Genomic DNA, 11,871 nt, shown 5'->3' with positions numbered 1-11,871 from the left:
ACCCTTGTGACCTGGCGCCCTGCCACTTCGACCAGGCATGGCTTACAGAGGCTCGTTGGCCTCTTCATCGAAGGCGGCGAACAGCGGCTCTTCTTCGACGATTTCGTCCTGGGCGATGACGTCATAGTCGACCAGGCCGGCGGCGATTTCGCGCAGGGCGACCACGGTTGGCTTGTCGTTTTCCCAAGCCACTTTCGGCTCTTTGCCGCCGGTGGCGAGTTGGCGCGAACGCTTGGTGGCGAGCATGACCAGCTCGAAGCGGTTATCAACGTTGTCCAGGCAATCTTCGACGGTTACGCGGGCCATGGTGTTCCTCGTAGCAAATGCAAATAAAGAGCTGGGCCCGAATGGGCGAGCGGACTGAATAGTCTAAAAAATCACCAGCATTAAGGGAAGCACTGTTTTCTACGGGCACGCGCCGGCCCTCAGGCCAGCAGCTCGCCGAGCAGGCCACTGTGGCGCTGCTGCTGCGGACCTTGCAGCAACTGGTTGGCGCGGAAGATGGCCTTCAGGTCGCTCAGGGCATGGGTGAAATCGTCGTTGATCACCAGGTAGTCGTACTCGACGTAGTGACTCATCTCGCTGACCGCCTCGCGCATGCGCCGCTCGATGATCTCGCCGCTGTCCTGGCCGCGGTTGGTCAGGCGATGGCGCAGGGCCTCCTGGGTCGGCGGCAGGATGAAGATGGACTTGGACTGCGGCATCAGGCGGCGCACCTGTTGGGCGCCCTGCCAGTCGATCTCGAGGATCAGGTCGTAGCCTTCGGCGAGGGTCTGCTCGACCCAGTGCTGGGAGGTGCCGTAGAGGTTGCCGAACACTTCGGCATGCTCGAGAAAGGCATTTTCGTCGAGCATGGCGTGGAACTGCTCGTGGCTGACGAAGTGGTAGTTCACCCCGTCGACTTCCCCGGGGCGCATGGCGCGGGTGGTGTGCGAGACCGAGACGCGGATCAGCGCCTCGCTGTCGACCAGGGACTTGACCAGGCTGGTCTTGCCGGCGCCGGAGGGGGCCGAAATGATGTACAGGGTGCCGGTGGTGAGGCTCATGGATGAATCCTGGAAAGCGTTGTTCGAAGAGTAGCAGCGCCCGTGCCTGGGCTTATGGGGTGCGCCTACTCGATGTTCTGTACCTGTTCGCGCATCTGCTCGATCAGCACCTTGAGGTTGACCGCCGCCTGGGTGCTGCGCGGGTCGAAGGCCTTGGAGCCCAGGGTGTTGGCCTCGCGATTGAGCTCCTGCATGAGGAAGTCCAGGCGCCGGCCGGCTGCGCCGCCGGCCTTGAGCACGCGGCGCACTTCGCTGACGTGGGTGCTGAGGCGATCGAGCTCCTCGGCCACGTCGCTCTTCTGCGCCAGGATCACCAGTTCCTGCTCGAGACGCTGGGGGTCGAGCTCGACCTGCATCTCGCTGCAGCGGTCGAGGACCTTCTGCCGCTGGGCCTCGAGCATCTGCGGCACCAATTCGCGCAGGGCGGCGACCTCCGCAAGAATGCCATCCAGGCGTTCGCCGAGCAGCTTGGCCAGCTCGGCGCCTTCGCGCGCGCGGCCGCTCTTCAGTTCGCCGAGGGCCTGGTTGAACAGGGTCAGTGCGGCCTTGTTGAGGGCCTGCGGATCGGCCGCGTCGGCCACCAGCACGCCCGGCCAGCCGAGCACCTCCAGGGGGTTGAGCGGCGCCGGTTGCTGGATCAGGCTGGCCACGCTTTCCGCTGCGGCGACCAGTTGGGCGGCGCGCTCGCGATCGACCTGCAGCGGCTTGCCGGCGCTGTCTTCGGCGAAGCGCAGGGTGCATTCGACCTTGCCGCGCGACAGGCCCTGGCGCAACGCTTCGCGCACCGCGCCCTCGAGGTCGCGGAAGGCTTCCGGCAGGCGCAGGTGGGGTTCCAGGTAGCGATGGTTGACCGAGCGCAGCTCCCAGCTCAGGGTGCCGTTTGGCCCGGCCTGCTCGGCGCGGGCGAAGGCCGTCATGCTGTGGATCATGGGGGCGAACCTCGCGGAATGTCGGGACGAAAGGCGCAGGATTGTAGCGCAGTGCGTCGGTCGCTCCCAATTGGTCATGTCGTCGCCGGGCCATGGCCCCTATAATGCGGGGCAGATTTAACTCCAGAGCAGGTATTCCTTGATGAAACGTCCCAGTGGCCGCGCGGCCGATCAGTTGCGCTCCATCCGCATCACCCGCAACTACACCAAGCACGCCGAGGGTTCGGTGCTGGTGGAGTTCGGTGATACCAAGGTGATCTGCACGGTCAGCGTCGAGTCCGGTGTGCCGCGCTTCCTCAAGGGCAAGGGCCAGGGCTGGCTGACCGCCGAGTACGGCATGCTGCCGCGGGCCACCGGTGAGCGCAACCAGCGCGAAGCCAGCCGCGGCAAGCAGGGCGGCCGTACCCTGGAAATCCAACGGCTGATCGGCCGCTCGCTGCGTGCGGCGCTGGACATGTCCAAGCTCGGTGAGATCACCCTGTACGTCGACTGCGACGTGATCCAGGCCGATGGCGGCACCCGTACCGCGTCGATCACAGGTGCAATGGTGGCCCTGGTCGATACCCTGAAGGTGATCAAGAAGCGCGGCGGCCTTAAGGGCGGCGACCCTCTCAAGCAGATGATCGGCGCCGTGTCGGTGGGCATGTACCAGGGCGAGCCGGTGCTCGATCTGGACTACCTGGAAGACTCCGCCGCCGAGACCGACCTGAACGTGGTGATGACCAGCGCCGGCGGCTTCATCGAGGTGCAGGGCACCGCCGAGGGCGCGCCGTTCCAGCCCGAGGAGCTGAACGCCATGCTGGCATTGGCGCAGAAGGGCGTTGGCGAGTTGTTCGAGCTGCAGCGGGCGGCGCTGGCTGACTGACAGGCTTGAGTGATTCGGAGGCTGATTATGGCGCCACAGGAGCTTGTGCCCACACCCGGGCCGGAAGCGCGCAAGTGGGCGATGTTCTGTCATTACGCCGCTTTTTGCTGGTTCCTGGTGCCAATGGTGGGCAACGTGATCGGCCCGCTGATCATCTGGCAAATGAAGAAAGACACCGCCGCCTTCATCGATGATCAGGGCAAAGAGGCGCTGAATTTCCAGATTACCTTCAGTCTGGCGATGATGGTCTGCGGCGTGCTGGCCTGGGTCATCATAGGCTTTCCGTTGATGTTGCTGGTCAGTGTGGTTGCGCTGGTGCTGACCATCATCGCCGGGATCAAGGCCAATGGCGGCGAGGCCTATCGTTACCCGTTCAACTGGCGGCTGATCAAATAGGTCCGCTGCAAGGCACAAAAAAAGCCGGCTGATGCCGGCTTTTTTGTGGGTGTTCGTCTTACAGGCTGAGGATCCAGTCGTAATCGACGATCAGCGGCGCGTGCTGCGAGAAGCGCGGCTGGCGTGGCAGGCGCGCGGTGCGCACGCTGCGGCGCATGCCCGGGGTGAGCAGCTGGTAATCGAAGCGATAGCCCAGGTTGAGCAACTCGGCCTGCTCGCTGTCCGGCCACCAGCTGAACTGGTCGCCTTCACGGCTGACCTCGCGCAGGGCGTCGACATAGCCCATGCTGCCGACCACCTCGTCCAGCCAGGCGCGCTCGGGCGCCAGGAAGCCGGGCGACTGCTGGCAGTCGCGCCAGTTCTTCACGTCCAGCTTCTGATGCGCCACGTACAGCGAGCCGCAATAGATGTACTCGCGGCGCTTGCGGCGCTGCTTGTCCAGATAATGGGTAAAGTCGTCCATGAACTTGAACTTCTGGTTCAAGCCCTCGTCCCCGTTCTGCCCGGATGGCAGCAGCAGGGTGGCAATACTCACCTTGTCGAAATCGGCCTGCAGGTAGCGCCCATAGCGATCGGCCATTTCAAAGCCGAGACCGCTGATTACCGCCTTGGGTTGCAACCGCGAGTAGAGCGCCACGCCACCTTGGCTTGGTACTTCTGCATCGCAGGCATAGAGGAAATAGCCGTCCAGTTGGAAGGCTTGGTCGTCCAGTTCAAAGGCGGAGGCGCGGGTGTCCTGCAGGCAGATGACGTCGGCATTCTGTGCTTGCAGCCAGCTGAGCAAACCGCGCTCGACTGCAGCATGAATACCATTCACGTTCACACTGATGATCCGCATAAATGGCCCCCAAAAACACGTGCGTGTATGATACCCGAGCTCGACTTCAATTAGCTAAATTCCTAGCCAAATCCGTGCCGTCCGGGACTTTTCATGCAAGCGTACCAGCGCGAATTCATTCGTTTTGCCATCGAGCGCGGGGTGCTGCGCTTCGGTGAGTTCACCCTCAAGTCCGGGCGTACCAGCCCGTATTTCTTCAACGCCGGGCTGTTCGACAGCGGTTTGGCGCTGGCCCAGCTCGGGCGTTTCTATGCGGCGGCGGTGGTCGACAGCGGGATTGCCTTCGACGTGCTGTTCGGTCCGGCCTACAAAGGTATTCCCCTGGCGGCGACCACCGCAGTGGCCCTGGCCGAGCACCACCAGCGTGACCTGCCCTGGTGCTTCAACCGCAAGGAGGCCAAGGATCATGGCGAGGGCGGCACCCTGGTCGGCGCGCCGCTGGCCGGCAAGGTGCTGATCATCGACGACGTGATCACCGCCGGCACCGCCATCCGCGAGGTGATGCAGATCATCCAGGCCCAGGGCGCCGAGGCGGCCGGGGTGCTGATCGCGTTGAACCGTCAGGAGCGCGGTCGCGGCGAGTTGTCGGCGATCCAGGAGGTCGAGCGCGACTTCGGTATGCCGGTAGTGAGCATCGTGTCGCTGGAACAGGTGCTTGAATATCTGGCAGGCGATGCGCAACTCAAGCAGTATCTACCGGCAGTCGAGGCGTATCGCGCCGAGTATGGAATCTAGTTTCCGGACCTGAAGGTAGGGAGTGCCCGATGCGCAAGCCGGCCCTGATCCGCTGTTCGCTGGTAGTTGGCCTGCTGTTGCCCGTGGTGGCCGGCGCGGCCGAGCTGTACCGCTACGTCGACAATCAGGGCGTCACGGTGCTCAGTCGCCAGGGCGTGCCGCCGGAATTCATCGCCAAGGGCTACGAGGTGCTGAACGAGCAGGGTCGGGTCATCCAGGTGGTGCCGCCGGCGCCCAGCGCCGAGGAGCGTCGCCGCCTGCTTGCCGATAAGGCTCGGGCCGGCACCGATGCGCAGCTGCTGCGGCTGTATACCAGTCCCGAGGATGTCGACCGGGCGCTGGCGCGCAAGCTGGCCGAGCTGGACGCGCTGATCGACGTCGTCCGCGGCAATCTGCAGTCGGCGCGCACCCAGCAGGGCAACCTGCAGAGCCAGGCCGCCGAGCATGAGCGCGCCGGCCGCCAGGTGCCGGAGCACCTGCTGGCGCAGATCGACAATCAGATCGCCGAGCAGCAGCGGCTGAAGAAGGACATCGCCCGTTATCAGGACGCGCGCAAGCAAGCCCAGGCCAGCTTTGCCGCGGACCGGGCGCGGCTCAGCGAATTGCTCGGCGCCCGTCCTTAGCGCCCTTCAGGCTTCGCCCGACGCGCCGGAGCGCGGCGAATCAAGTACGGCCAGCGCCGGTTGATTCGCCCATGCGGAGCCCTCAGGGGCGCTTGCGGTTGCAGATCAGGGTGCCGACACCGCTGTCGGTGAAGATCTCCAGCAATACCGCGTTGGGTACCCGGCCGTCGATGATGTGCGCGCTGGTCACGCCGGCCTGCACCGCTTCCAGGGCGCAGCGGATCTTCGGCAACATGCCGCCGTAGATGGTGCCGTCGGCGATCAGGCCGTCGACCTGCTCGGTGGTCAGCCCTGTCAGCACCTGGCCCTCCTTGTCCATCAGGCCGGCGATATTGGTCAGCAGCATCAGCTTCTCGGCCTTCAGCGCCTCGGCGACCTTGCCGGCGACGAGGTCCGCGTTGATGTTGTAGGACTCGCCGTCGGCGCCGACACCGATCGGCGCGATCACCGGGATGAAGTCGCCCTTGACCAGCATGTTCAGCAGGTCGGTATTGATCCCGGTAACCTCGCCGACATGGCCGATGTCGATGATCTCCGGCTGGGTCATCTCCGGGGTCTGGCGGCTGACCTTGAGCTTCTTGGCGCGGATCAGCCCGGCATCCTTGCCGGTCAGGCCGATGGCGCTGCCGCCGTGCTGGTTGATCAGGTTGACGATGCTCTTGTTGACCTGGCCGCCGAGGACCATCTCGACCACGTCCATGGTGGCGGTATCGGTGACACGCATGCCATCGATGAAGTGGCTCTCGATCGACAGGCGCTTGAGCAGGTCGCCGATCTGCGGGCCGCCCCCATGCACCACCACCGGGTTGATGCCGACCGCCTTCATCAGCACGATGTCGCGGGCGAAGCCTTGCTTGAGCTCTTCGCTTTCCATGGCGTTGCCGCCGTACTTGATCACCAGGGTCTTGCCGACGAAGCGGCGGATATAGGGCAGGGCTTCGGATAGAACCTTGGCCACCTGGGTGGCGGCATCACGCTCGAGGGTCATGCGGGACTCCAATGCTGAATCGCTCATTCAAAACGGTAGATTAAGATCGGCGGCAACGCGCTGCAGCTGGCCGCGGAACACGCCCTTGATGCGCTCGAGCTCCTCCTCGCTGTCGGCCTCGAAGCGCAGCACCAGTACCGGCGTGGTGTTGGAAGCCCGGACCAGGCCCCAGCCCTTGGGGTAGTCGACGCGCACGCCGTCCAGGCTGGTGATGTTGCCTTCGCCCCACACGCCGTCGCGCTGCAGGCTGTCGATCAGGCCGAACTTGGTCTGCTCGGTAACCTGGATATTGATTTCCGGGGTGGAGATGTCGCTGGGGAAGGCGGCGAACACCTGCTCGGCGTCGCGCTTGTCCTGGCTGAGGATTTCCAGCAGGCGGGCGGCGGCATAGATGCCGTCGTCGAAGCCGAACCAGCGCTCCTTGAAAAAGATATGCCCGCTCATCTCGCCGGCCAGCAAGGCGCCGGTCTCCTTCATCTTCTTCTTGATCAGCGAGTGGCCGGTCTTCCACATCACCGGGCGGCCGCCGTAGCCGCTGATCAGCGGGGTCAGGCGGCGCGTGCACTTGACGTCGAAGATGATGTCGGCGCCCGGGTTGCGCGACACCACGTCCTTGGCAAACAGCATCAACAGGCGGTCCGGGTAGACGATGGTGCCAGTGTTGGTGACCACGCCGACGCGGTCGCCGTCGCCGTCGAAGGCCAGGCCGACGTCGGCCTGCTCTTGCTTCACCTTGGCGATCAGGTCGGCCAGGTTTTCCGGCTTGCCCGGGTCCGGGTGATGGTTGGGGAAGGTGCCGTCCACCTCGCAGTACAGCGGGATCACCGTGCAGCCGAGGGCCTCGATCAGCTGCGGAGCGATCACCCCGGCGGCGCCGTTGCCGCAGTCGACCACCACCTTCAGCGGCTTGGCCAGGGCGATGTCGTCGCGGATCTGGCGGAAATAGCGTTGCAGCACATCGACTTCCTCGACGCTGCCGACGCCGCTGGCCAGGTCGTTGTTGTCGATGCGCGTCTTGAGCGCCTGGATCTGTTCGTTGGCCAGGGTGTCGCCGGCGATGACGATCTTGAAACCGTTGTAGTCCGGCGGATTGTGGCTGCCGGTGAGCATTACCGCGGACTTGCCGCTGAGCACGTGGGCGGCGTAGTAGACCACCGGGGTGGGCACCATGCCGACGTCGCTGACATTGCAGCCGCAGTCCAGTAGGCCCTGGATCAGCTGCTGCACCAGTTCCGGCCCGGACAGGCGGCCGTCGCGGCCGACGGCGACGTTCGGCTCGCCCTGCGCCAGGCTCTGCGAGCCGATGGCGCGACCGACCCAGTAGGCGGTTTCGGCGGTCAGGCTGCTGCCGACCACGCCACGAATGTCATAGGCGCGGAAGATGTCTGCGGGAAGGTTCGGGGCGGCTTGCGGAGTACTCATTGCGGGTGTCTGCTCCAGTCCCAGGAGATCCTGGTCTTCGTCGAGGATGTCGATATCGAGGATATCGGTGTCTTGGAACAGCGGATCGACCAGATCCGCTGGATCGTGCGGCGGCTCGCTGGCCGCCGGGGGGGTGGCGCCTTGTTGGCGCGCTTGCGCCGCTGACCCCGAGGCGCCTTCGTGGGCGCGGCGCGGCAGGCGGGCCAGGGTCTGGGCCAGGCCGTCGAGTACCGGCAGGCTCAGGCTGAAGGCTTTGACGGCCCTGCCGGTCGAGAGTTCGCGGACCAGCTGGTCGAGTTGTCGGACGTCGGCGCGCAGCTGGCGCTGCAGGCTGCTGTACAGCAGCACCAGGCCGAGCAGGGCGCCGATCAGGGCCAGCAGGGCGGCGAGGCCTAGCGCGGGCAGCGGGGTGTCCCCAGCGACGAGGGTCGGGCCGGGGGTGAAACTGAGCTGCCAGTTGCGGTTGCCCGTGTCGAATCGCTCGCTGGCCCCGGCGCCTGTGCCCTGGCCGCGCTGAGCCAGCAGTTGCGGCGCGGCACCGGTGAATTGCTGGAGCAGTTGCAGTTGGCCGACCCCGGCCGGCAGTGGCGGCAGGCTGGCGAGCAGGTGGTTGAGGTCGAAAGCCAGCAGCAGGGTGCCTTGCAGGGGCTGGTCGTCGCTCAGGCGCACCGGGGCGACGCTGTACACCAGCCAGCGCTCGCCGACCTTGTAGGCCTCCGCCGCGGGCGTCTGGCCGTTTTCCACTCGGCGCAGCAGGTCCAGGGCGGCAAAGTTCATCGGCGCATCGCGATTCATGTCTTGCGCCGCCTGGCCGCGGGCGTTGAGGTGGGCATCGACCACGCCGGCCCAATAGCCGAGGTCGCGCTCGGCGGCGCGAATTCGCTCCGGCTCCTGGCTCTGCAGGGCCTCCAGCAGGGTCGGGTTGCGTGCGGCACTTAGGGTATCGCTGGCCAGCAGGGTCAGCGCCTGTTGCAGGGCTGCCGCCTGGCTGCCGCCCCAGGCCTGGACCAGCTGCTGTTGCTGGCGCTGCTGGGCGCTGCCCAGGACGCCGAACCATAGCAGGCCGGCGGCCAGCAACAGGCCGAAGGTGGCGGCGAGCATGCCGGGCAGCAGGGCCCGAAGCGGCTGGCGATCGGCGCCCGCGCCTCGTTTCGCAAGTTTACCTGGCGAGGTGCTGGCGTGAGCGTCCTTGGCGGTGCGCTGGAAGAGTTTCATCGACGGGCTCCTCGGCGGTTCATCCTGAAAAAATCACGGCAATCAATGGCTGCCCGAGTGCCCGAAGCCACCCGCGCCGCGCTGGCTCTCGTCGAACTGCTCGACCAGCTCGAAGTGCGCCTGCACCACCGGTACCAGGATCAGCTGGGCGATGCGTTCGCCTACTTCGATGGTGAAGGGGCTCTGGCCACGGTTCCAGCAGGAGACCATCAGCTCGCCCTGGTAGTCCGAGTCGATCAGACCGACCAGGTTGCCCAGCACGATGCCGTGCTTATGGCCGAGTCCGGAACGCGGCAGGATCATCGCTGCCAGGCCGGGGTCGCCGATGTAGATCGACAGGCCGGTGGGGATCAGCACGGTCTGGCCGGGCTCCAGGATCAGCGCCTGCGCCAGCATGGCCCGCAGATCGAGGCCGGCGGAGCCCGGTGTGGCGTACTGCGGCAGGGGGAACTGGTCGCCGAGGCGCGGGTCGAGAATCTTGGCTTGTAGGGCGTGCATGTCAGGCTCTGTGGTCGGTGAATGGGCGCATCAGGCGCGCGGCAATCGTTCGGCGATAAACGCCACCAGCTGGCGGGCGATCTTGCTCTTGCTGGTCTGGGCGAAGCCGCTCTGCTGCAGCTCGCGGTCGATGATGGTGATGGCGTTGTCCTCGCTGTTGAAGCCGATGCTCGGGTTGGCCACATCATTGGCGACGATCAGGTCGAGATTCTTGTCCTTGAGCTTGCGCGAGGCGTACTCCAGCAGGTTCTCGGTCTCGGCGGCGAAGCCGACGCTGAACGGCCGGTCGCTGCGCTGGGCCAGGGTGGCGAGGATATCCGGGTTGCGCACCATCTGCAGGAGCAGGCCGTCGCCGCTGCTGGGGTCTTTCTTAAGTTTGTGCGGAGCTACCACTTCCGGGCGGTAGTCGGCGACCGCGGCGGCGGCGATCAGCACGTCGCAGGGCATCGCCGCCTCGCAGGCGGCGAGCATGTCGCGGGCGCTGACCACATCGATACGGTTGACCCGTTCCGGCGTCGGCAGGTGCACCGGGCCGCTGACCAGGGTGACCTTGGCGCCGGCTTCGGCAGCGGCCTCGGCCAGGGCGAAGCCCATCTTTCCCGAGCTGTGGTTGGTTATGTAACGCACCGGGTCGATGTTTTCCTGGGTCGGTCCGGCGGTGATCAGCACGTGCTGGCCGGTCAGCGACTGACGCTCGAAGCAGTCGGCGGCGCACTGGGCCAGCTGCTCGGCCTCGAGCATGCGGCCGAGGCCGACGTCGCCGCAGGCCTGCTCGCCGGCGGCCGGGCCGAACAGGCGCAGGCCGCGCTCGGCCAGCAATTGGGCATTGGCCTGGGTCGCCGGATCGCGCCACATGGCCTGGTTCATCGCCGGCGCCAGGGCGACCGTGGCGTCGGTGGCCAGCACCAGGGTGGTCAGCAGGTCATCGGCCACGCCCTGGGCCAGGCGCGCCATCAGGTCGGCGGTGGCCGGGGCGACCAGCACCAGGTCGGCCCAGCGGGCCAGCTCGATATGCCCCATGGCGGCCTCGGCGGCGGGATCGAGCAGGTCCAGGTGCACCGGATGGCCGGATAGGGCCTGCAGGGTCAGCGGGGTGATGAACTCGCGTCCGCCCTGGGTCATCACCACCCGTACTTCGGCGCCCTGATCCTTGAGCCGGCGAACCAGTTCGGCGCTCTTGTAGGCGGCAATGCCACCTCCAACGCCGACAATGACGCGTTTGCGATAAAGCCGCTGCATAGGCCTGCCTTTTATATAAAGGTGGATGTGCGCCGCGGCGATGACGCCTCCCCAGGCCGATCGCCGCGCAAAAAGATGGGCTACGATAGCACAGCGGCCGCAGCGGAGCAGCGGCGCCCAGCTCGACACGGAGGTGCGATGAGCATTCGCGATTGGCCCGCGGCGGAGCGCCCGCGGGAGAAACTGCTGGCCCTGGGGGCCGCTACCCTGAGCGACGCCGAACTGCTGGCGATCTTCCTGCGAACCGGCGTGGCCGGGCAGAGCGCGGTGGATCTGGCGCGCCATCTGTTGGGTGACTTCGGCGGGCTGCGCGCCCTGCTGCAGGCCGACCTGCCGGCGTTCAGTCGGCGCCTGGGGCTGGGCCCGGCGAAGTTCGCCCAGTTGCAGGCGGTGCTGGAGATGGCGCGCCGCCACCTGGCCGAGCAGCTGCGGCGGGACTCGGCGCTGGAAAGCCCGCAGGCGGTGCGCGACTACCTGAAGGCGCTGCTGCGTCACGAGCCCCACGAGGTGTTCGGCTGCCTGTTCCTCGACGCCAAGCACCGGGTGCTGGCCTTCGAGGCGCTGTTCCATGGATCTATCGACAGCGCCAGCGTCTATCCGCGCCAGGTGGTCAAGCGCGCCCTGGCGCATAACGCGGCGGCGCTGATCCTCACCCACAACCACCCTTCCGGGGTGGCCGAGCCCAGCCAGGCCGATCGGCTGCTGACCCGGCGCCTTAAGGAGGCCTTGGAACTGGTGGACGTGCGGGTGCTCGACCACTTCATTGTCGGCGACGGCGAGCCGCTGTCCCTGGCCGAGTACGGCTGGCTCTAGCCGAGCCGTCAGTCCCCGGCCGGGCGGGTTCGCGGTAGAATGGCCGGGCGGCGCGACGAGTGGTCGAGTTGCTCTGCGGGCCAGGCCGGCGGCCGCAGGGCGCCGACCCGGCGCCCGCCAAATGCGCAGCGAAGTACGTTTTGCCTTGTTGCCCTATAGGGTTTCTGGTATAAAGCAGCGCTCTTTTCTAGGGGCCCGGTTGTTGCGCTTTCAGGTGTGACCGGTAAGACCCTCGAGAAACGCGGCGCAGAGCGCCAATGACAT

The 11,871-nt window shown here is 66.2% G+C and carries 13 protein-coding genes; 5 read left to right on the top strand and 8 right to left on the bottom strand.

The features are described 5' to 3' along the window. Positions 1 to 42: 42 nt before the first annotated feature. The 3 genes from rpoZ to KDW96_RS11100 all read right to left on the bottom strand — a co-directional run bounded on the left by rpoZ (position 43) and on the right by KDW96_RS11100 (position 1,975). Positions 43 to 306, bottom strand: coding sequence for a DNA-directed RNA polymerase subunit omega (gene rpoZ / locus KDW96_RS11110; protein WP_255840462.1), 264 nt, complete (start codon positions 304 to 306; stop codon positions 43 to 45). A 119-nt stretch (positions 307 to 425) separates the two neighbouring features. Next, positions 426 to 1,046: a guanylate kinase gene (gmk, locus tag KDW96_RS11105; RefSeq protein ID WP_255840461.1), complete on the bottom strand. Its 621-nt coding sequence runs from the start codon at positions 1,044 to 1,046 to the stop codon at positions 426 to 428. A 65-nt stretch (positions 1,047 to 1,111) separates the two neighbouring features. Continuing rightward, on the bottom strand, positions 1,112 to 1,975 hold the full coding sequence (locus KDW96_RS11100) for a YicC/YloC family endoribonuclease (protein ID WP_255840460.1): 864 nt from the start codon (positions 1,973 to 1,975) through the stop codon (positions 1,112 to 1,114). A gap of 142 nt (positions 1,976 to 2,117) precedes the next feature. On the opposite strand from KDW96_RS11100, the gene rph reads away from it, so the two are divergent. Continuing rightward, a complete protein-coding gene (gene rph, locus KDW96_RS11095; protein ID WP_255840459.1) occupies positions 2,118 to 2,840 on the top strand; it encodes a ribonuclease PH in 723 nt (240 codons plus the stop codon). Positions 2,841 to 2,867: 27 nt separating this feature from the next. After that, positions 2,868 to 3,236 (top strand): DUF4870 domain-containing protein, encoded by a 369-nt coding sequence (locus KDW96_RS11090; RefSeq protein ID WP_255840458.1) that lies wholly within the window; start codon positions 2,868 to 2,870, stop codon positions 3,234 to 3,236. Between the two features lie 58 nt (positions 3,237 to 3,294). Here KDW96_RS11090 and crc read toward each other — a convergent pair whose 3' ends face one another. Beyond that, positions 3,295 to 4,074: a catabolite repression control protein Crc gene (gene crc / locus KDW96_RS11085; protein WP_255840457.1), complete on the bottom strand. Its 780-nt coding sequence runs from the start codon at positions 4,072 to 4,074 to the stop codon at positions 3,295 to 3,297. Positions 4,075 to 4,167: 93 nt separating this feature from the next. On the opposite strand from crc, the gene pyrE reads away from it, so the two are divergent. Both pyrE and KDW96_RS11075 read left to right on the top strand, forming a co-directional pair. Then, entirely contained in the window at positions 4,168 to 4,809 is a 642-nt protein-coding gene (pyrE, locus tag KDW96_RS11080) for an orotate phosphoribosyltransferase (RefSeq protein WP_255840456.1), read from the top strand. Positions 4,810 to 4,838: 29 nt separating this feature from the next. Next, a complete protein-coding gene (locus KDW96_RS11075) occupies positions 4,839 to 5,432 on the top strand; it encodes a DUF4124 domain-containing protein (protein WP_255840455.1) in 594 nt (197 codons plus the stop codon). 82 nt (positions 5,433 to 5,514) lie between these two features. On the opposite strand, the gene argB is transcribed toward KDW96_RS11075, so the two are convergent. The 4 genes from argB to coaBC form a co-directional block, all read right to left on the bottom strand. Beyond that, on the bottom strand, positions 5,515 to 6,420 hold the full coding sequence (gene argB, locus KDW96_RS11070) for an acetylglutamate kinase (protein WP_255840454.1): 906 nt from the start codon (positions 6,418 to 6,420) through the stop codon (positions 5,515 to 5,517). A gap of 27 nt (positions 6,421 to 6,447) precedes the next feature. Further along, positions 6,448 to 7,842 carry a phosphomannomutase/phosphoglucomutase gene (gene algC / locus KDW96_RS11065; protein WP_255840513.1) on the bottom strand — a complete coding sequence of 465 codons (1,395 nt, stop codon included), beginning with the start codon at positions 7,840 to 7,842 and terminating at the stop codon, positions 6,448 to 6,450. A 1,257-nt stretch (positions 7,843 to 9,099) separates the two neighbouring features. Then, a complete protein-coding gene (gene dut / locus KDW96_RS11060) occupies positions 9,100 to 9,555 on the bottom strand; it encodes a dUTP diphosphatase (RefSeq protein WP_255840453.1) in 456 nt (151 codons plus the stop codon). Positions 9,556 to 9,585: 30 nt separating this feature from the next. After that, on the bottom strand, positions 9,586 to 10,794 hold the full coding sequence (gene coaBC, locus KDW96_RS11055) for a bifunctional phosphopantothenoylcysteine decarboxylase/phosphopantothenate--cysteine ligase CoaBC (RefSeq protein ID WP_255840452.1): 1,209 nt from the start codon (positions 10,792 to 10,794) through the stop codon (positions 9,586 to 9,588). 138 nt (positions 10,795 to 10,932) lie between these two features. Between coaBC and radC the strand changes: the two genes are divergently transcribed. Next, complete coding sequence (gene radC, locus KDW96_RS11050; RefSeq protein WP_255840451.1) at positions 10,933 to 11,607, top strand: RadC family protein; 675 nt, start codon at positions 10,933 to 10,935, stop codon at positions 11,605 to 11,607. Positions 11,608 to 11,871 lie beyond the last annotated feature (264 nt).

The sequence above is a fragment of the Pseudomonas benzenivorans genome (assembly GCF_024397895.1).
Lineage (GTDB): Bacteria > Pseudomonadota > Gammaproteobacteria > Pseudomonadales > Pseudomonadaceae > Aquipseudomonas > Aquipseudomonas benzenivorans_A.
Note: the sequence above shows the minus strand (reverse complement) of the source record. Positions and strands in the feature narration are given on the sequence as shown.